This is a genomic window from Kitasatospora sp. NPDC057940 (assembly GCF_042887425.1).
In the GTDB taxonomy this organism is placed as follows: domain Bacteria; phylum Actinomycetota; class Actinomycetes; order Streptomycetales; family Streptomycetaceae; genus Kitasatospora.
Map to the genome: position 1 here is coordinate 462,923 of NZ_JBHVPH010000001.1, position 18,557 is coordinate 481,479.

At 72.8% G+C, this 18,557-nt stretch carries 17 protein-coding genes, 1 tRNA gene and 1 other RNA gene; 14 read left to right on the forward strand and 5 right to left on the reverse strand.

The window, feature by feature from the left end:
- Nucleotides 1-96: 96 nt before the first annotated feature.
- Nucleotides 97-804, forward strand: a complete 708-nt coding sequence (locus ACFVTF_RS02105; RefSeq protein WP_387807847.1) for a helix-turn-helix domain-containing protein — start codon at nucleotides 97-99, stop codon at nucleotides 802-804.
- A gap of 1 nt (nucleotide 805) precedes the next feature.
- On the opposite strand, the gene ACFVTF_RS02110 is transcribed toward ACFVTF_RS02105, so the two are convergent.
- Nucleotides 806-1,222: a VOC family protein gene (locus ACFVTF_RS02110; protein ID WP_371518041.1), complete on the reverse strand. Its 417-nt coding sequence runs from the start codon at nucleotides 1,220-1,222 to the stop codon at nucleotides 806-808.
- Nucleotides 1,223-1,257: 35 nt separating this feature from the next.
- Here ACFVTF_RS02110 and ACFVTF_RS02115 point away from each other — a divergent pair, with 35 nt between their 5' ends.
- Nucleotides 1,258-1,488 (forward strand): hypothetical protein, encoded by a 231-nt coding sequence (locus ACFVTF_RS02115; protein ID WP_387807851.1) that lies wholly within the window; start codon nucleotides 1,258-1,260, stop codon nucleotides 1,486-1,488.
- A 71-nt stretch (nucleotides 1,489-1,559) separates the two neighbouring features.
- Here the strand turns inward: ACFVTF_RS02115 and ACFVTF_RS02120 are convergent, their stop codons facing one another.
- On the reverse strand, nucleotides 1,560-2,051 hold the full coding sequence (locus ACFVTF_RS02120; protein ID WP_387807854.1) for a hypothetical protein: 492 nt from the start codon (nucleotides 2,049-2,051) through the stop codon (nucleotides 1,560-1,562).
- Between the two features lie 661 nt (nucleotides 2,052-2,712).
- Between ACFVTF_RS02120 and ACFVTF_RS02125 the strand changes: the two genes are divergently transcribed.
- Entirely contained in the window at nucleotides 2,713-5,094 is a 2,382-nt protein-coding gene (locus tag ACFVTF_RS02125) for an N-6 DNA methylase (RefSeq protein ID WP_387807857.1), read from the forward strand.
- Nucleotides 5,087-5,284, forward strand: coding sequence for a hypothetical protein (locus tag ACFVTF_RS02130; RefSeq protein WP_387807860.1), 198 nt, complete (start codon nucleotides 5,087-5,089; stop codon nucleotides 5,282-5,284). Before ACFVTF_RS02125 ends, ACFVTF_RS02130 begins: the two co-directional genes overlap by 8 nt.
- Nucleotides 5,285-5,346: 62 nt before the next feature.
- On the opposite strand, the gene ACFVTF_RS02135 is transcribed toward ACFVTF_RS02130, so the two are convergent.
- Nucleotides 5,347-5,431, reverse strand: a tRNA-Ser gene (locus ACFVTF_RS02135).
- Between the two features lie 110 nt (nucleotides 5,432-5,541).
- Here ACFVTF_RS02135 and ffs point away from each other — a divergent pair.
- The 10 genes from ffs (at nucleotide 5,542) to ACFVTF_RS02185 (ending at nucleotide 15,781) form a co-directional block, all read left to right on the forward strand.
- Nucleotides 5,542-5,632, forward strand: an RNA gene (gene ffs, locus ACFVTF_RS02140) — signal recognition particle sRNA small type.
- 93 nt (nucleotides 5,633-5,725) lie between these two features.
- A complete protein-coding gene (locus ACFVTF_RS02145) occupies nucleotides 5,726-7,960 on the forward strand; it encodes a DNA polymerase III subunit gamma and tau (RefSeq protein ID WP_387807862.1) in 2,235 nt (744 codons plus the stop codon).
- 121 nt (nucleotides 7,961-8,081) lie between these two features.
- Nucleotides 8,082-8,420, forward strand: a complete 339-nt coding sequence (locus tag ACFVTF_RS02150) for a YbaB/EbfC family nucleoid-associated protein (RefSeq protein WP_063348649.1) — start codon at nucleotides 8,082-8,084, stop codon at nucleotides 8,418-8,420.
- A gap of 181 nt (nucleotides 8,421-8,601) precedes the next feature.
- Nucleotides 8,602-9,201: a recombination mediator RecR gene (recR, locus tag ACFVTF_RS02155; RefSeq protein ID WP_350876365.1), complete on the forward strand. Its 600-nt coding sequence runs from the start codon at nucleotides 8,602-8,604 to the stop codon at nucleotides 9,199-9,201.
- On the forward strand, nucleotides 9,194-9,943 hold the full coding sequence (locus tag ACFVTF_RS02160) for a DUF5063 domain-containing protein (protein WP_363623020.1): 750 nt from the start codon (nucleotides 9,194-9,196) through the stop codon (nucleotides 9,941-9,943). The genes recR and ACFVTF_RS02160 overlap by 8 nt, the downstream gene beginning before the upstream one ends.
- Before the next feature lie 442 nt (nucleotides 9,944-10,385).
- Nucleotides 10,386-11,666: an aspartate kinase gene (locus ACFVTF_RS02165; protein ID WP_063348651.1), complete on the forward strand. Its 1,281-nt coding sequence runs from the start codon at nucleotides 10,386-10,388 to the stop codon at nucleotides 11,664-11,666.
- Nucleotides 11,663-12,742 (forward strand): aspartate-semialdehyde dehydrogenase, encoded by a 1,080-nt coding sequence (locus ACFVTF_RS02170; protein ID WP_387807868.1) that lies wholly within the window; start codon nucleotides 11,663-11,665, stop codon nucleotides 12,740-12,742. The genes ACFVTF_RS02165 and ACFVTF_RS02170 overlap by 4 nt, the downstream gene beginning before the upstream one ends.
- A 252-nt stretch (nucleotides 12,743-12,994) precedes the next feature.
- Nucleotides 12,995-13,633 (forward strand): SigE family RNA polymerase sigma factor, encoded by a 639-nt coding sequence (locus ACFVTF_RS02175; protein WP_371518046.1) that lies wholly within the window; start codon nucleotides 12,995-12,997, stop codon nucleotides 13,631-13,633.
- Entirely contained in the window at nucleotides 13,626-14,813 is a 1,188-nt protein-coding gene (locus ACFVTF_RS02180) for a hypothetical protein (RefSeq protein ID WP_387807871.1), read from the forward strand. The genes ACFVTF_RS02175 and ACFVTF_RS02180 overlap by 8 nt, the downstream gene beginning before the upstream one ends.
- A gap of 176 nt (nucleotides 14,814-14,989) precedes the next feature.
- Entirely contained in the window at nucleotides 14,990-15,781 is a 792-nt protein-coding gene (locus ACFVTF_RS02185; RefSeq protein WP_387807874.1) for an SURF1 family protein, read from the forward strand.
- Nucleotides 15,782-15,863: 82 nt separating this feature from the next.
- Here the strand turns inward: ACFVTF_RS02185 and ACFVTF_RS02190 are convergent, their stop codons facing one another.
- Together ACFVTF_RS02190 and ACFVTF_RS02195 are read right to left on the reverse strand one after the other, a co-directional pair.
- Nucleotides 15,864-16,415, reverse strand: a complete 552-nt coding sequence (locus ACFVTF_RS02190; RefSeq protein WP_387807877.1) for a hypothetical protein — start codon at nucleotides 16,413-16,415, stop codon at nucleotides 15,864-15,866.
- Nucleotides 16,412-18,364, reverse strand: coding sequence for a S9 family peptidase (locus ACFVTF_RS02195; RefSeq protein ID WP_387807880.1), 1,953 nt, complete (start codon nucleotides 18,362-18,364; stop codon nucleotides 16,412-16,414). The genes ACFVTF_RS02190 and ACFVTF_RS02195 overlap by 4 nt, the downstream gene beginning before the upstream one ends.
- Between the last annotated feature and the right edge of the window lie 193 nt (nucleotides 18,365-18,557).

Consider the following 18,557-nt stretch of genomic DNA (forward strand, 5'->3'; position numbering starts at 1 on the left):
CTCGCGCGGCCGGGGCCGTCGGCGTGCCGTGGGCGTGCTGCCGGTGTGTCGCAGGCCCCAGGCGACACACCGGCGGCGGCGCGTAGCCTGGGCCCCATGTCCCCCGAGTACGCGGAGTGGGCGTCGAGGCTGCCGGGAGCGGTCGTGTGGAGGCGCCGGGCCGTCGGGAGCACGGGCGGCGGCGCGGCCGGGCTCGTCCTGCCCGACGGCTGCATGGACCTGCTCTGGACCGAGGGCCGGCTCCTCGTCGCCGGGCCGGACACCCGCGCCTTCCAGCTCGGACCGGGGCTGCGCGGCCCGTGGGCGGGCGTCCGCCTCCCGCCCGGCGCCGCCCCCGCGCTGCTGGGCGTGCCCGCGTACGAACTGCGTGACCGGCGGGTCGACCTGGCCGACCTCCGGCCCGGCGCCGAGGTGCGCCGCCGTACCGGGCGCATCGACGCGGCGGCCGACCCGGCCGTGGCCCTGGAGGAGCTGGTGCTGCGCCTGGCGGCCGACGCGCGGCCGGTGGACCCGCTCGTCCGGGCGGTCGCCGATGCCCTGGCGGCCGGCCGTTCGGTCGCGGCGACCGCCGACTCGGTCGGCCTCGGCGCGCGGCAACTGCACCGCCGCTCACTGACCGCCTTCGGTTACGGCCCCAAGACCCTGGCCCGGATCCTCCGCCTGCAGCGCGCCCTCGCGCTGGCCCGCTCCGGCGTGCCCCTCGCCGAGACGGCGGCCCGGACGGGTTACGCCGACCAGGCCCATCTGGCGCGTGACGTACGGGAGTTGGCGGGAGTGTCGGCGACCGCCCTGCTGCCGCGTTGACTCAGTCCGCAGCGCCCGGCAGCGGCGCGAACAGGTCGACGCCGTTGCCGTCCGGGTCGTGCACCACGGCGTACCGCTGGCCCCAGAAGGCGTCCCACGGCTTCAACTCGCCGTGGTGTCCGGCGCCGACCAGGTCCTCGTAGACCGCGTCCACCTGGGCGGGGTCGGCGCACCGGAACGCCAGCGCCGTCCGGCCGCCGCCCGTCGGCGGACGCCAGTCCGGGTGGAACGAGCGGATGGTGGACTCGGGGTCGAGCGCCAGGCGCAGCCCGCCCGGCAGCACGGCCTCGACGTGCGGCTCCTGCTCGGCCCCGTCGGGGAACACGAGTCCGAGCCGCCGGTAGAAGGCGATCGAGGCGGCCAGGTCCGAGACGGCGAGGCCCACGACGGCGAACTGCGGTGCTGGTGTGCTGTTCATGCCCGCCACGGTAGGAGGAGCCCGGACGCCCCGTCTTGAACGAATCGGACGCCGGTGCGGCCCGCCCCGGGCGTCCGCTGTCGTACGTCGCGCGGCGGCCGGAGCTGCTGCTGCTGGTGTATTGCCCACTGCTCGGCTGCGCGTACTGCCGGCCCGACCGGCCGCTGGCCGAGAAGTACCAGCGGCCGGTGGCGCAGGCCCAGTTGGCCGCCCTGGACCTGGTGCTCGACGAGGACCGGCGCCGGCGGCTGGACACCGCGGCCTGACCGCGGTGTCCGCCTCGAACCCGAACCGGCTGCGCGCCGTCAGTCCTGCGCGCCGTCAGCCCTGGACGCCGTCAGCCCTCGGCGCGGACCGCCCGCCACCGGTTGGCGGTGGTCTCGCTCACCGTGTAGAAGAACTCCGACTTGAACTCGGCCCCGTCACTGAGCGCCTCCACCCAGCTCATCGGCCAGTTCCGCCGGCCGTAGTGCTTGTGCACGACCCGGGTGAACGCGGACAGCACCCCGCGCAGCCGCTTCCGGTCCACGTCGAGCGCCTCGACCAGGGACGTGTAACTCACCCGCTCGCCGGGCTGCTTCGCCAGGATGTCGAGCACCCCGGTCACCGCCTGCACCGAGTCCAGCGGGTCGGCCGTCAGCCGCCGCAGATCCTGCACGGTCCACTCGACGAACGGCCACTCGCCGTCCTCCTGCGGACCCCCCTCGGCCGACGCCGCCGCCGCGGCCCCCGCAGCGGCCCCCGAGAGCTCCGCGAGGAACGCGTACACCTGCGTGACGTACTGAGCCGGCACCGGCACCGAGATGAACTGCTGGTTGTCCTGCGTCATGTTTCTTCCCCTCCGACGTGTCGCCTGTCTGGCGGCAGGACAGATACTTGCATGCCACATGTCCAGGTGTCCAGGTATTAACCTGGACTAGCTCCGAGACTAAATCCTGGTTAGTCTCTCTCGTGGCCCGCTCGTGTGGGCCGCGAGAGGGCCGCCCTCGCCCCGGGCTACGCGGGCATCACCCCGTGGATGCGGGAGAGGGTGAAGACGCGCTCGTCGTCCCGCAGGTGGCACCAGGCGTTGAGGTAGGGGGCGTCCAGTGCGAGCCGGCTGAGGGTGCGGACGGTCGCGTTGCCCGAGGTGGCGACCCGGTCGTGCCACTTGACGATCGGGCGCAGGCTCTTTTCGTGACGGTGCGTGACATGAAGACCTTGGGCTTGCTTGGCGGTGCGCCCACGGGTCCCCCGTCGAGCGGGAAGGTCTGGGATCTGTGAAGTTCACAAAAATTTCCAGGACGGCCTGCCTGTGGTCGCTTGAAGCTGGCGAAGCCAAAAACATCACTGGTGAAAGGGCATAGGTGAGTCAAGCTGGTGGCTTGCCAGCTGATGCGATTCGGGCTGACAGAGTGGTGCGCACTTCAGTGCGCAGTTGACGCTCATCGGCCTGCTCCATAACTTCGCTTCATCAGCGCATCCGACTCAGAACAGAGAAGGCGATCACGATGAGTGCGCAAAGCAGGGGTGGGCGGCTCGTCTCCCGAGCCGAGATTGCGGAGCTGGCCGGCGTCCGGCCGTCTGCGGTCACCAACTGGGAGCGCCGTCATGGAAGCTTCCCACAGGAGCTGCGAGAAGGCGGGAGAGAGCTGTTCCGGCTGGCCGACATCGTGCGATGGCTTGACGTTCGGAGGGTGCCGAGTCCGTCGCGCCACCCGGAGGAGCCTGCAGATATCACCTTCGGAGACAGGGTTCGCGCCTCGTTGGGGCAGTACGAGGGGGCATCCGCGCCCGACCAGGCAGCGCAGTCGGCCGTTCCTGCTCGAAACTCCGAGCAGGAGCGGTCGCGGTCTCGGCAAGCGCTGTCCGAGCTGTTGGAGCGGGAGATGCAGGAGGCGTGGGGCGCGCGATCGCCGGCAGCCTACCTCCCCCTGCTCATGTGCCTGACGTTTCTGAGGTGGGGAGCGGAGGAGGAGTGGGCGGCCCTGAAGGAACTGGCTGAGGGACATCCTTCGGTGGTTCCCAAGAGCTTCATCGACGAAGTGGGGCAACGAACAGGCCAGTGGTTGCAGAAGAGTGGCGTGGCGTCGGCCGGGTGGCCTGCGCTGCAGGGCTTGGAGCCAGGGCCGGCGGCCGACGCGCCACGATTGTTGGCCCTCGTCGCAGAACTCGGGCGAGAGGCCTTCCGGGATCTGCTCGATTCCTTCGCGAATGTCGTGGCTGTGGGAAGCCGTGAGGCCTTCACTCCCAAAGCGGTTGTGACTCTGCTGAGCGAACTGGTGGCAACCGAGGGTGTGTCGGGGCGGATCAGCGATCCCTATCCGAGAGGCGGCGAGCTTCTAGCGGCCATGGTGGCTGCCAGCAGCGATGCCGAAGCGCTGACAGTATCGATGGGAGTGACGAACCCGAGCATGGCGCGGATGGCAGCCATGAACCTGGCGATCCATGGTGTCTCGCCGCAGCTGGAGGACCATGGCGGTGCTCTGCAACCGGCCGATGGAAGCCTGCAACAGCCGGGGGCGAACTTCGTTCTGGCCAACCCGCCCTTCAACGCCGATACGGGCCGGATCGATTCCGGGAATTGGCGCTACGGACCTCCGCCTGCCTCCAATGACAACTTCGCCTGGCTCCAGCATGTCCTGTCCACGCTTGGGCCCGGCGGTCGAGCTGGGGTGATCATGGCGGATAACGCTGCTGTGTCCGACCAGCCCCGTGAACGTGCGATCAGGCGAGCCATGGTCGAGGACGGTGTCGTTGAATGTGTCCTCGCACTTCCCCCGCAACTCTTCAGTGGGACAGCGGTTTCGGCCTGCGCTTGGTTCCTCACGACGCCGTCCGATCGCGCTGAGGTTCACTTCATCAACGCACGAGAGTTGGGCGAGATGGTCTCCCGGACACGCCGGGAGCTGAGCCCCGATGACGTGCGGCTCCTGGGGGAGATCCACCGCTCGCTTCGGGACGGGACCGCGCTCCCCGATGATGCGAGGCGGATCGGCCGATCCGTTGCTGTGGAGGAGATCAAGGAACGAGGCCACTCCCTCAGCCCGGTTGACTATGTCAGTGTCGGAACTTACGTCGAGGCGACGCCCGAGAAGACGGAGGCCGCCCGCCGCGAGCTCGACCTGGCGCAGGGGGACGCGGTAACCCGTGACGAGGAGGTGCGCTCGCTCTGGGCGCGGGCTGAAGCGCTTGGTTACGGCGAGAACCGTCGGCCGGGCGATTGGCGGAGCGTCCTTCTGGGAGAGCTGTGTTCGGTGACAGCGGGCCCGTCACCCTCCTTGCTGAATCCCAAGATGTACTCCGAGACCGGAGATGTTCCGGTGCTGCTCCCCAAACACCTTCGCAACCGGCGACTTCACGGCGGCGAGGACAGCAAGGTGTCGAAGCGGGTTGCCCTGAGGCTAGAGCGATTCCGGGTGAGCGAAGGGGACATTCTCTGTTCACGCACGGGGACGGTGGGGCCCGTTGCCCTGGTCGGATCAGAAGAAGGAGGGCACCTCTACTCGGGCAATCTCCTCAGGTTGCACAACTTCAAGTTGGGAGTGGACTCGCGATTCGTCCTGGCCCACCTCTCCCTGCCGGAGGTACAGGCATGGATCAAGGACCGGGCGGCGATGACGACCGTCGATTCGATCAAGACCAGCGCGATGAAGCAGGTCCCGGTGTCTCTTCCGCCGCTCGAGGTGCAGCGGCGGATCGGTGATCTCTTGCACACCCTCGACCGTCAGATCGAAGCCCATCACCGAGTGGCCTCCGCGGCCGAAGTCGCTCGCGAAGAGCTGGCAATGCTCCTGGTCGGTGGCGTGGCTTCACGGAACACCCGCCGACCAACCCCAGACGGCCCCTCCAACCTTGACCGGTCCACAGCAAAGGAAATCGCTGGTGAGTAACCTGCCCGTCGTGATGCGAGTCCTGTGGCTCTCGGTGGCCATGCTCACCTCCGTGATCGTCGCGCTGTTGGCCTTCATGCTGAAGCGAGGCGCCAGCGCGAGCCGGAGCGAGGCCGTCTTCGCGGGCGGCGCAGCGTTTGCCGGATCCATGGTGCTCTGCCTCGGAGTGCTGACGGCCGTCCTGGGCTGAACCCAACCGCCCGTACAACGACGAAGGCCCGGACCGTTGAAACGGTCCGGGCCTTCTGCCGGCGGAGGATACGAGATTCGAACTCGTGAGGGGTTGCCCCCAACACGCTTTCCAAGCGTGCGCCCTAGGCCTCTAGGCGAATCCTCCGTGGGAGAGCTTAGTACATGTTCGGGGGTGCTCGCGACCAGCGATCCCGTAGGCCGGAGGGTGGGGTTGCCTGTGGATCGTCGGGGCCCGGATCCGGTAGTGTGGGGGTCAGCCCCTCGTGTGGCGTCATCTCTCTGAACCCCCCCAGGGCCGGAAGGCAGCAAGGGTAAGAGGGCTCTGGCGGGTGCACGGGGGGTCTTTGCGTTCCCGGGCGGTTCGCCCGGGGGGCGGTGGGGGACGGCGGCGAGGCGAGGGGCGACGCGTTTGTCGGTGCGTCCCGATATCGTCGGGGGTGTGTCCCTAGCCCTGTACCGCCGCTACCGCCCCGAGACCTTCGCGGAGGTCATCGGGCAGGAGCACGTGACCGCTCCGCTCCAGCAGGCCCTGCGTAACAACAGGGTCAACCACGCGTACCTGTTCAGCGGGCCGCGCGGCTGCGGGAAGACGACGAGTGCGCGCATCCTGGCCCGCTGTCTGAACTGTGAACAGGGGCCGACGCCGACGCCCTGCGGGGAGTGCCAGTCCTGTCGCGACCTCGCGACCGGCGGGCCCGGCTCGATCGACGTGATCGAGATCGACGCGGCCTCGCACGGTGGTGTGGACGACGCGCGCGAGCTGCGGGAGCGGGCGTTCTTCGCGCCGGTCCACAGCCGCTACAAGATCTTCATCCTGGACGAGGCGCACATGGTGACCTCGGCCGGGTTCAACGCGCTGCTCAAGGTGGTCGAGGAGCCTCCGGAGCACCTCAAGTTCATCTTCGCGACCACGGAGCCGGAGAAGGTGATCGGGACGATCCGGTCCCGGACGCACCACTACCCGTTCCGGCTGGTCCCGCCGGGCACGCTGCGCGACTACCTGGCGGAGGTCTGCGGCCGGGAGGGCATCCAGGTCGAGGACTCGGTGTTCCCGCTGGTGGTCCGGGCCGGGGCCGGGTCGGTGCGTGACTCGATGTCGGTCATGGACCAGCTGCTGGCCGGCGCCGCCGAGGGCGGCGTGACGTACCAGATGGCGACCTCGCTGCTCGGGTACACCGACTCGGCGCTGCTGGACGAGGTGGTGGACGCCTTCGGCGCGCACGACGGGGCGACGGTGTTCCAGGTGATCGACCGGGTGGTCGAGGGCGGGCACGACCCGCGCCGCTTCGTCGCCGACCTGCTGGAGCGGCTGCGCGACCTGGTGATCCTGGCCACCGTGCCGGAGGCGGGGGAGAAGGGGCTGATCGACGCCCCGGCGGACCGGGTCGCGATCATGCAGGCGCAGGCGGACGCGTTCGGCTCGGCGGAGCTGAGCCGGGCGGCGGACATCGTCAACACCGGGCTGACCGAGATGCGCGGCAACGCGGCGCCGAGGCTGCAGCTGGAGCTGATCTGCGCCCGGGTGATGCTGCCGGGCGCGTACAGCGACGAGCTGTCGTTGCAGGCGCGGCTGGACAAGCTGGAGCGCCGGGCGGCGGCGGGCGGGTTCGCCGCGCCGATGCCTATGGCGGCTGGGGTGCCGGTGGCGGCGCCCATGGCCGCGCCTGTGCCTGCGCCGGTGGCGGAGGCCGCCCCGGTGCAGACCGCGCCGGTGCAGGCCGCGCCGGTCGTGGCGGCTCCTGCGGCTGCCCCCGCACCGGCAGCCCCCGCGGCCCCCGCCGCACCCGCAGCCCCCGCGCCGGGTGCCTGGCCGATCCCGCGCAGCTTCCCGCCGGCGGGCGGAGTCCCGGCCGCGGCCCCCGCGCCGCAGGCCCAGGCCCAGGCCCAGGCCGCCGAGGTTGTCGAGGCCGCCCCGGCCCCGGCGTCCGCCCCCGCCCCCGCCCCCGCCCCTGCCCCCACTCCCGCGGCGCCCGCGCCCGCCCCGGCCGGGCAGCCCGCCGAGCCGGCGTCGGCCGCCGCGCAGCAGGGCGCGGCGCAGGTCCGGCAGCTGTGGCCGCAGATCCTGGAGGCGGTGAAGAACCGCCGCCGCTTCACCTGGATCCTGCTCAGCCAGAACGGCCAGGTGGCCGGGTTCGACGGCAGCGTGCTCCAGGTGTCCTTCATCAACGCGGGCGCCCGGGACAGCTTCGTCGGCAGCAACAGCGACGACGTGCTGCGCCAGGCGCTGACCGACGCGCTGGGTGTGGACTGGCGGATCGAGTGCATCGTCGACCCGTCCGGGGGCGGTTCCCTCGGCGGCGGTACGGCCATCGGCGGCGGTACGGCCATCGGCGGCGGTGGCCTGGGCGGCGCCGCTCCGAGCGGTGGCGGCTGGGGGGCCCCGGCCCGTCCGGCGGCCGCCGCGCCGCCGATGTCGGCTCCGGCTCCGGTGCCCGCGCCGGTCCGGTCGCAGCCGTCCCCGCAGGTGCAGGCCGCCCCGGCGCCCGCGCCGGTCCAGGCCCCGCCGCCGGTGGCCGCGCCGCCGGCCCGTCCGGTGCGCGCGGTGGCGCCGGAGGACGACATCCCGGAGGAGGACGACCCGGACCTCAACGAGGAGGCGTTCTCCGGTCAGGAGCTGATCATCCGGGAGCTGGGCGCGACGGTTCTGGAGGAGATCCACCACCGCGGCAACTGAGCGACGGCCCGCCCCGGCAGCACGTAGGCTCGGCCGTGACGACGCGAGCGGGACTGCAAGCGGACGCGACCGCGGGCAGGACGGCGACGCAGGACAGCAAGCACGAAGCGAGGAGTGAGCCGTGTTCCCCGGTGGTGGCCAGCCCAACATGCAGCAGCTGCTGAAGCAGGCGCAGAAGATGCAGCAGGATCTCGCGCAGGCGCAGCAGGAGCTGGCGGAGACGAAGGTGAGCGGTTCGGCGGGCGGTGGCCTGGTCGAGGCCACGGTGACCGGTGCCGGCGAGCTGGTGGCGCTGACCATCGCTCCGGCGGCCGTCGACCCGGAGGACACCGAGACCCTGGCCGACCTGGTCCTGGCGGCCGTGCGGGACGCCAACCAGTCGGCGCAGAAGATGCAGGCCGAGCGCATGGGCCCGCTGACCCAGGGCCTGGGCGGGGGCATCCCCGGTCTGCCGTTCTGACCTGGGGGAGCTCCCGGACGGGGGCTCCGGCCAGACAGGTCTGAGGTCCTGAAGTTCTGAAGTTCAGACAACGGACCCATGTGATTTATGTGGGAGTCGGGCGTCGGGCGGTGTGTCCGGCGCCCGATTCGTTGGATGATGGCACCGGAGCACCACCGACCATCCGAGGGAAGGCGCGACGTTGTACGAGGGCGTGGTTCAGGACCTGATCGACGAACTGGGCAGGCTGCCCGGCGTCGGGCCCAAGAGCGCCCAGCGGATCGCCTTCCACATCCTGCAGTCCGACCCGACCGACGTGCGCCGCCTCGCGCACGCGCTGCTGGAGGTCAAGGACAAGGTCCGGTTCTGCGCGGTCTGCGGCAACGTCGCGGAAGCCGAGCAGTGCCGGGTCTGCCTGGACCCGCGCCGCGACCTCGGCGTCATCTGCGTGGTCGAGGAGTCCAAGGACGTCGTCGCCATCGAGCGCACCCGCGAGTTCCGCGGCCGCTACCACGTGCTGGGCGGCGCGATCAGCCCCATCGAGGGCGTCGGCCCGGACGACCTGCGGATCCGCGAGCTGCTGGCGCGCCTCGCGGACGGCACGGTCACCGAGCTGATCCTGGCCACCGACCCCAACCTGGAGGGGGAGGCGACCGCCACCTATCTGGCCCGGCTCTGCAAGCCGATGGGCCTGAAGGTGACCCGGCTGGCGAGCGGCCTGCCCGTCGGCGGGGATCTGGAGTACGCGGACGAGGTCACCCTCGGTCGCGCCTTCGAAGGGAGACGACTTCTCGATGTCTGACCGGACGCTCGACCAGCAGCCCCACACGCCCCACCAGCCGTCCCACGGGCAGGCCCACCAGCCGGCCCCCGGACAGCCGCACGGGGAGCCGCAGAGCCACACCCCGCACATCCACGCGCACGGTTCGGAGCCGGACGACTTCGCCGTGCAGATCGCCGACTCGGTGGAGAGCTTCGTGCTCGCCGTCACCGAGGTCGCCAAGGGCGACGAGCCGGGCAGCGCGGTCTCGCTGCTGCTCCTGGAGGTCTCGCAGCTGCTGCTGGCCGGTGGCCGGCTGGGCGCCATCGAGGACGTCGTCCCGGAGGACCGCTTCGAGCCCGACGCCGGGCCGGAGCCGGACGGCGAGCAGCTGCGCGAGCGGCTGGCCGAGCTGCTCGCGCCGATCGACGTCTACCACGAGGTCTTCGACCCGTACGGCCCGCCGGAGAAGCCGAACGCCTTCCGGATCTCGGACGACCTGGCCGGCGTGGTCGGCGAGCTGCAGCACGGGCTGACCCACTACCGCGAGGGCCGGGTCAGCGAGGCGCTGTGGTGGTGGCAGTTCTCGTACCTCTCCAACTGGGGCACGACCTGCACGGCGGTGCTGCGGGCGCTGCAGTCGCTGATCGCGCACGTCCGGCTGGACAGTCCGATCGGCGCGGTGCCGGACGGCGCCGACACCGACGACGACGGGCTCACCGACGAGCAGCTGGAGCAGCAGGCCGGCGACCTGATGGCGGCGGAGCTGGGCCTCGGGCGGTAGCACCGCCCTCCGGTGCCCGTGCCGTTCCGGCACGCCTGTGCGATTCCGGTACGTCCGCGCGATTCCGGCACGCCCGAACGCCGCCCCGGCGCGCGCCGTTATTCGGTGCGCCCCCGGTGGTCGTCGACCGGGCATCGGCCCGGCATCGGCCGGTCGTCGGCTGATTGTGACGAATGCCTCAGCATTCCGCGCGGAAAAGAAATCCCGCCGGATCACCGTCCGTTGATCCGCCGATTCTTCGGGGCGGTGGCGAATTGCCCGCAGACCTGCCGGTGGTACCGACCGTTCCGCCGACCACCTGCTGAAACGGGCGTCTCATCATATGGAAAGCGCCGGTTGTGGCACCCCTGCTCGGTAGACTGGCGCCGACCGCACAGCCCCTTTTCCCCGGGGGTGCGGGGGCCTGGTGCCCCCGGAAGACGACACAAGTCGAGGAGCGCACGTGGGCCTTGTCGTGCAGAAGTACGGCGGCTCATCCGTTGCGGATGCCGAAGGCATCAAGCGCGTTGCCCGCCGAATCGTTGACGCCAAGAAGGCCGGCCATGAGGTCGTCGTCGTGGTGTCCGCAATGGGCGACACGACGGACGAGCTCATCGAACTCGCGGAGCAGGTGTCACCGCTTCCTGCCGGCCGTGAGTTCGACATGCTGCTGACCGCTGGAGAGCGCATCTCCATGGCGCTGCTGGCCATGGCGATCAAATCGCTGGGGCACGAGGCGCAGTCCTTCACGGGCAGCCAGGCCGGCGTCATCACCGACTCCGTCCACAACAAGGCGCGCATCATCGACGTGACGCCTGGTCGCATCCGCACCGCCCTGGACGAGGGCAACATCGCGATCGTGGCCGGCTTCCAGGGCGTGTCGCAGACCAGCAAGGACATCACCACGCTGGGCCGCGGCGGCTCGGACACCACCGCCGTCGCCCTCGCCGCCGCGCTCAAGGCCGAGGTCTGCGAGATCTACACCGACGTGGACGGCGTGTTCACCGCCGACCCGCGCGTGGTGGCGAAGGCCCGCAAGATCGACTGGATCGCATACGAGGACATGCTGGAGCTGGCGTCGTCCGGCTCCAAGGTGCTGCTCGACCGCTGCGTGGAGTACGCCCGGCGCTACAACATCCCGATTCACGTACGCTCGTCCTTCTCGGGTCTCCCCGGGACGATCGTCAGCAACGAGAACCCGCACAAGCCCGAAGGGGGCGAGATGGAGCAGGCCATCATCTCCGGAGTCGCCCACGACACGTCCGAGGCCAAGGTCACGGTCGTCGGCGTGCCCGACAAGCCGGGCGAGGCGGCCCGCATCTTCCGCGCCATCGCGGACGCCGAGGTCAACATCGACATGGTGGTGCAGAACGTCTCCGCCGCGTCGACCGGGCTGACCGACATCTCCTTCACCCTGCCCAAGGCGGAGGGCCAGAAGGCCATCGACGCGCTCGGCCGGGTCAAGGAGGGCATCGGCTACGAGTCGCTGCGCTACGACGACGCGATCGGCAAGATCTCCCTGGTCGGCGCGGGCATGCGCTCCAACCCGGGCGTCACGGCGGCCTTCTTCGAGGCGCTGTCCGCCGCGGGCGTCAACATCGAGCTGATCTCCACCTCGGAGATCCGCATCTCGGTCGTCACCCGCGCCGAGGACGTGCCGGAGGCCGTCCGCGCCGTGCACAGCGCCTTCGGACTGGACAGCGAGACGGACGAGGCCGTCGTCTACGGAGGCACCGGGCGATGACCCGGCGGCCGAACCTCGCCGTCGTCGGCGCCACCGGCGCGGTCGGCGAGGTGCTGCTCGGCCTGCTCTCCCTGCGCCAGGACGTCTGGGGCGAGATCCGACTCGTCGCCTCCCCGCGTTCGGCCGGCCGCAAGCCGGTCGTGCGCGGGGTGCCGGTCGAGGTCGTCCCGCTGACCGAGGAGGCCTTCGAGGGGATCGACGTCGCCGTGTTCGCCGTCCCCGACGAGGTCTCCGCCCAGTGGGCGCCGATCGCGGCCGCCAAGGGCGTCGTGGTGGTCGACGACTCGGCTGCCTTCCGCACCGCCGAGGACGTGCCGCTGGTCGTCCCCGAGGTCAACGCGGCCGCGCTGCGGCTGCGCACCCGCGGCATCGTCGCCAGCCCCGCCAGCACCACCCTCGCGATGATCGCGGCCGTCGGCGCCCTGCACGCCGAGTACGGGCTCGCCCAACTCGTCGTCGCCTCCTACCAGGCCGCCTCCGGCGAGGGCCGGATCGGCGAGGCGGCGCTGCGCGAGCAGACCGCCCTGGTGGCCGGCACCGAGGTCGGCAGGCAGGCCGGCGACCTGCGCGCGGTGATCGCCGACCACGGGCCGTTCGCCGCCCCGCTCGCGCTCAACGCGGTGCCCTGGACCGGCTCCCTGGTGGACGGCGGCTGGTCCTCCGAGGAGGTCGGCATCCGTGCCGAGGCCCGCAAGATCCTCGGCCTGCCCGCCCTCAAGGTCTCCGCGACCTGCGTGCGCATCCCGGTCGTCCGCACCCACGCGCTGGCCGTGCACGCGGTCTTCGAGCGCGAGGTCACCCAGGAGCACGCGCAGCAGATCCTCCGCGACGCCCCCGGGGTCGTGCTCTACGACGATCCGGCGGCCGGCGAGTTCCCCACGCCGAACGACGTGGTCGGGACGGACCCGGTCTGGGTCGGGCGGGTGCGCCGGGCCCTCGACGAGCCGGCCGCGCTCGACCTCTTCCTCTGTGGCGACAACCTGCGCAAAGGCGCGGCGCTCAACCTGCTGCAGATCGCGGAGCTGGTGGCGGGTGAGCTGACGGTGACGCAGGAAGGCGCGCCGGGAGCGGTGTAGGGGAAGGCGCAGGAAGAGGCCTGGCAGAAGCCCTGGCGGGAGGCCCGGGAAGAGACCCGGGAAGGCCCGGGGCCGCCCGCTCCCGGGCCCGCCCGGCCGCCGATCCGGGGAGGACGTGTCCGCTCCTCGACACAATCTGTCCGGAATCCCGATGGAATCCCCTGGAGGCCTCTTCCGCCGATGCGGAAGAATGGCCCCCGGGCTGGGCAACCATGACAGGGGATCGAGTGTCCAACGGGCGTGGCGAACGTGATGGTGGGAGCAGGGGCGGGCATCCCGGCGAGAGCCGTGGTGGCCTTCCCCTCGCGCGCCCCGTGGCCGGCGAGTAGGCCGGAAGACGACCAGATGACCGCGGTCGCACCCGGTGCGGCGGGCTCCGGTGCCGGTACCGACGCGGGTACCAGCGAGGACCTGCTCACCGAGACCTACCAGGCCCACTACGGCTCCCTGCTGCGGCTCGCCGCGCTGCTCCTGGACGACCTCTCGACCTGCGAGGACGTCGTCCAGGAGGCGTTCATCCGGGTGCACGCCGCCCGGCGCCGGGTCCGCGAGCCCGAGAAGACCCTGGCCTACCTGCGGCAGACCGTCGTCAACCTGTCCCGCTCGACCCTGCGCCGACGGATCCTCGGCCTGCGCCTGCTGCCCAAGCCCATGCCTGACATGGCCAGTGCAGAAGAAGGCGCTTACGATGCGCTGGAGCGCGACCAGTTGAAGGCCGCGCTGCGTGGTCTGCAACGCCGTCAGCGGGAGGTTCTGGTGCTGCGTTACTTCGTGGACATGACGGAGGCGCAGGTCGCCGAGACCCTCGGCATCTCGCTCGGGTCGGTGAAGGCCTACGGCTCGCGCGGACTCGCCGCCCTGCGCACCCAGATGGCGGCCGGGCATGGCTGACGGCGCCGGGCGGTGGCCCTCGGACGGTGAGGGCGACGGGCTCTCCGCCGAGGAACGAAGCGTCCGCGACCTGATGCGCAGCGCCGTCGCCGGCATCCAGCCCGAACCCGGCGGCCTGCCGCGGATCCGGTACGCCGTACCCCGCCGCCGGGCCGCCCGGCGCGGAGCCTGGACCGGCGCCGCCGCCCTCGCCCTCGCCGTCGCCGTCGCCCTGCCCGCCCTGCACGACGGGGAGCACCTCGGCCTGTCCGGCGGCCCCGGCTCGGCCGACGCCAGCAGCCAGGCCCCCGCCGCACCGACCGGCACCAGGACCGGCGGCACCCCCGGCACCGGCACGCCCTCGCGGCCCGGCCCCAGCGGCACCGGCGACACCGCGTCACCCTCCGGCACCCCCACCGCCTCACCCAGCCCCGGCGCCAGCACCACCCGCGCCGACGGCACCACCGCCCCGCCCGCCCCCGCCGCCAGCACCGGCGACAGCCCGATCACCCCGCTCTGCACCCGGGCCGACCTCGGCCAGGGCGGCGCACAGGTCGGCCCGGCCGACGCCGACGGACGGATCCACGGCTCGTTCAGCGTGTACAACGTCTCCGGCCGCAGCTGCCGGCTCGGCGGCCCCGGCGCCGTCGCCGTCACGGCGGTGAGCGGGACCGACCGCAGCCGCGTGCGCACCGCCGACCACGCCGTCGGCGACCCGGCCGGCGACCTGCCCGGGATGGACGCGGAGCCCCCCGTCCTCGCCCCGCAGGCCGGCTACCGGGTGTCGTTCGACTGGATCCCCGACCGGACCTGCTCCACCCCCGGCGGCAGCACCGCCACCACCGGGCCCACCAGCCAGGGCGGCGCCAACCAGGCCGCCGGGGCCTCCCAGGCACCCGCCGCCGCCACCGATGCCGCCCCGGCGGCCTCGGACGCCTCGGCGGTCCCCAGTGCCAACCCCCAGGCCAGCTCGTCCCCCAGCGCCGGGCCCACCAACGCCCCCAGCCCCACCGCCACCCCGACCGGCAAGCCCACCACCGCGCCGGCCACCGCCACCATCGCCTACACCCCCGCCCCCGGCAGCCCTGCCGTTGCCACCGCCACCTTCCCCGTGGCCTGCTCCGGCACGCTGTACCGCGGTGGCGTCCAGGCGGTGGGCGTAACGGCGCCGCAGCCGTCGGACACGCCGCCGGCGGGCTGACGGGCCTCGCGGTCCGGCGGTGGTCCGGCGGCGGTCCGGCGGGTTGGTGGTCGGCGGTCGGTCGGGGTCGGGCAGGGGCGGACGGGCCGGTTTGGGCGGGCGACCAGCCGGTCCGGCGCGGCCGATGGCGGACCCCTGCGGCCGGGACGGGTGTGAGGAGTGGTTACCGTGGGGGTGTGTACCGGTTCCTCCTGACTCCGCGCTGGCTCGGCGGCACCGCGCTGGCCGTCGCGGCCGTTGCGGTGTGCGTCTGGCTGGGCTCCTGGCAGCTCGGCCGGTTCGAGGACCGGTTCTCGTCGCACCAGGAGACCAAGCAGACCGTCACCGCTTCGAGTGATGTGCGGCCGATCGACGACCTGCTCAACCAGGCCACCCCGCAGGTGACCACCGAGACCGTCGGCAAGCCCGTCACCGTGACCGGCAGCTACGACGCGGAGCACCAGCTCCTCGTCCCGAACCGGGTGGTCGACGGCAAGCAGGGCTACTACGTGCTCACCCCGCTGCGCACCGCCGACGGCCGGTTCGCCGCCGTGGTCCGCGGCTGGGCGCCCGGTGCGCCCGCCGGGGGCGCGTCCGCGGCCGCGCCGCCGCCTCCCGGCCAGGTGACCGTCACCGGGCGGCTGCAGGCCGGTGAGTCCAGTGGCAGCAACGGCGCCGTGGCGGGCGGTCTGCCGGCCGGTCAGCTCGGCACCGTCAACCGGGCGGCGCTGCTCAACGCGCTCGCGTACGACGGCTGGTACGACGGCTGGGTGGCCGCCGACGCGGTGCCGGCCGGGCTGACCCCGGTGCCGACGGTCCAGCCGCAGGGCGGCGACGGGCTCACCCTGCGGGCGTTCCAGAACCTCGGCTACACCCTGGAGTGGTTCGTCTTCGGGGGCTTCGTCATCTTCATGTGGTTCCGCCTGGTGCGCCGCGAGGGGGAGGCGGAGCAGGACCGGGCCCTCGGACTGGACCCGGTCCTGGACTGACCTCCGCGGTTCGGCGCGCCTGCTCGGCCCGCCCCCGTTCGGCCGGCCCCTGCTCGGCCGGCCCCTGTTTTGCCGGTCCGCCTCAGCGGGTCGGCTTGCCGGGGGCGGGCGGAGCGGACGGCAGGGCCGGGACGACCGGTGCGGTCGTCGGCTTCCCGGGCGCCGCCGGGGAGGACGGCACCGGCGTCGGCGACCCGGTGAACGCCGGCTCGTCGTGGCACCGGCCGTGGCCGCCGCTCACGTCGTCGTTCGAGTCGTAGCGGTCGATGTGGTGGTGCACGGTGCGCCCGGTCTTCGTCCCCTTGGAACCGGAGCCCTTCGACCCCGAGCCCTTCGAACCGGACGAGCCCTTCGACCCGCTGGATCCCTTGGCGAGCTGGACCGCGTCCTCGCCCGCCGCAGGCGCGTACGCCGCCCGGGTGACGGTGGGCCCTGGCCCTGCCGCGTTCGGCCCCGGCGCGTTCACGCGGGTCGCGGTGGCGGCCGGTGCGGCCGGTGCGGTTGGCGCGGCCGTGGTCGGCGTGGGCCCGGCCGGGGGCGGGCAGGCGGCCTCGGCGCCGTGCCCGCCCGAGCAGCCGGTGAGCACCAGGGCTCCGGCCACCGCGACCCCCGCGAGCGTCAGCAGACGCCTCACACCGTCTCCCCGTCGCCGGCCCCGGTTCCGGCCTGGGCCTGCGACGCCGCGGGGAGGTGCCGCCGGACGAAGTCGATCTCCAGCCGCAGCTGCTTGATCCGCTCCTCCACCACCAGCGACCCGTGCCCGGCGTCGTACCGGTAGACCTCGTGCGGCTTGCCCAGCTGCTCCAGCCGTCCGACGTAGTTCTCGATCTGCCGGATCGGGCAGCGCGGGTCGTTGACCCCGGCGCTGATGTAGACCGGCACCCGCACCTGCTCGACGTAGCTGAGCGGCGAGGAGGCGGTGAAGCGCTCCGGGACCTCCTCCGGGGTGCCCCCGAAGAGGGTGCGGTCCAGCGACTTGAGCGCCTCCATCTCGTCGGCGTACGCGGTGTGGTAGTCCGCGACGGGCACGGCGGCGACGCCCAGCGTCCAGCTGTCCGGCTGGACGCCGATGCCCAGCAGGGTCAGGTAGCCGCCCCAGCTGCCGCCGGTGAGCACCAGCCGGCGCGGGTCGGCGAGGCCGCTGGCGACCGCCCACTCCCGGACGGCCGCGATGTCCTCCAGCTCGATCAGGCCGACCCGCTCGTGCAGGGCGTCCGTCCAGGCCTGGCCGTAGCCGGTGGAGCCGCGGTAGTTGACCCGGACCACCGCGAAGCCGTGGTCCAGCCAGGCGGCCGGGCCGGCGGCGAAGGAGTCGCTGTCGTGGTGGGTGGGGCCGCCGTGGATCTCGAACACGGTCGGGAAGGGGCCCTCGCCCGCCCCGGCCGGACGCTGCACCAGGGCGTGCACCCGCCCGCCGGGCCCGTCCACCCAGACGTCCTCGACCGGGACGGAGCCGGGCGGCACCGCGCCGGGCGCCCGCAGCACGACCGTCCCGGCGGTGGAGCGGACGGCGGAGGGCTCGGCGGCGGAGGACCACAGGTACTCGACGGTGCCGTCCGGGCGGGCGGTGGCGCCGCCGACGGTGCCGCGCGGGGTGTCCAGCCGGGTCAGCCGACCGTCGGCGAGCGTGTACGAGAACAGCTCGCTGCGCGCCTCGTACTCGTGCTCGACGAGCAGCGCCTCGGCGCCGGGGCACCACTGCGCGGAGACGTCGCCGGGCAGCTCGCGACCCTGCTCGTCGCGCAGCGGCAGCGCGGTCTCGGCGCCGGTGGCGACGTCCCAGATCATCGGCTCCCAGCGGCCGGTGCGCTGGTGGGCCACCAGCAGCCGGGTGTCGCCGTCGACCGGGGCGAAGCCGAGGCAGGCGACGCCGCGCGGCTCGTCCCGGCCGGTCACCTCGTCGAGTTCGGCGACGGTTTCAACGGTTTCGGCGGTTTCGGCGGGCTTGCTCGGCGTGCCGCTCGCGCCGTCCGTGCCGCTCGTGCCGTCCGAGAGGTGGACGATCCGGATCGCGGAGTGCATCGCGTCGCCGTGCTCGGTGTGGTCGATGGCGAGCAGCGTGCCGTCGTAGCTGAGGTCGCCGACGCCGCCGTACTCCGCGTGCCGGTAGATCTCGACGGCCTCGGCCGCTCCGGGGCGGCGCAGGTGCAGGGTGGTGCCGTCCTCGTCGGTGGAACGTCCGACGACCACCGTGCCGTCGCGGCCGAGCGCCAGGCCGGCCGAGTAGGAGGGGGCGAGGCCGGGCACGGCCTCCTCGTCGGGGGTGCCGGCGCTGCGGTCCGCGGGCCCGCCGGCGAAGGGCTGGCGGCGCCAGACGCCGAACTCGTCGCCGTCGTGGTCGTCGAACCACCACACCCAGGCGCCGTCGGGGGACAGCTCGGCGTCGGTGGTGCCGTTCGGCCGGTCGGTGACCTGCCGGTGGGTGCCGGTGACCCGGTCCCAGGCGTAGACCTCGTAGGTGCCGGTCGCGTTGGACACGTACAGCGCCCGGTCGGGGGCGTCCTCGGCCCAGTCGGGGAGTGACACCCGTGCTGCCCTGAACCGCTGCTCCCACGCCGGTACGGCGCTCTTCTCCTCGCTCATCCGACCATCCAACCTGATCGGGGGGACAGAACGGAACGGGCGGGGGACGGAACGGGGCGGGCGGGTGGCCGCCGCTCACCCCGGGCCCCCCCCCCCCCCCCCCCCCCCCCCCCCCCCCCCCGCGGGGCGCCCCCCCCCCCCCCCCCCCGCCCCCCCCCCGCCCCCCCCCCCCCCCCCCCCCCCCGCCCCCCCG

Coding starts and splice junctions, on each gene's coding strand:
- ACFVTF_RS02105 (WP_387807847.1), top strand. CDS start 97: ATGTCCCCCGAGTACGCGGAGTGGGCGTCGAGGCTGCCGGGAGCGGTC.
- ACFVTF_RS02120 (WP_387807854.1), bottom strand. CDS start 2,051: ATGACGCAGGACAACCAGCAGTTCATCTCGGTGCCGGTGCCGGCTCAG.
- ACFVTF_RS02110 (WP_371518041.1), bottom strand. CDS start 1,222: ATGAACAGCACACCAGCACCGCAGTTCGCCGTCGTGGGCCTCGCCGTC.
- ACFVTF_RS02180 (WP_387807871.1), top strand. CDS start 13,626: ATGGCTGACGGCGCCGGGCGGTGGCCCTCGGACGGTGAGGGCGACGGG.
- ACFVTF_RS02195 (WP_387807880.1), bottom strand. CDS start 18,364: ATGAGCGAGGAGAAGAGCGCCGTACCGGCGTGGGAGCAGCGGTTCAGG.
- ACFVTF_RS02125 (WP_387807857.1), top strand. CDS start 2,713: ATGAGTGCGCAAAGCAGGGGTGGGCGGCTCGTCTCCCGAGCCGAGATT.
- ACFVTF_RS02170 (WP_387807868.1), top strand. CDS start 11,663: ATGACCCGGCGGCCGAACCTCGCCGTCGTCGGCGCCACCGGCGCGGTC.
- ACFVTF_RS02175 (WP_371518046.1), top strand. CDS start 12,995: ATGGTGGGAGCAGGGGCGGGCATCCCGGCGAGAGCCGTGGTGGCCTTC.
- ACFVTF_RS02160 (WP_363623020.1), top strand. CDS start 9,194: ATGTCTGACCGGACGCTCGACCAGCAGCCCCACACGCCCCACCAGCCG.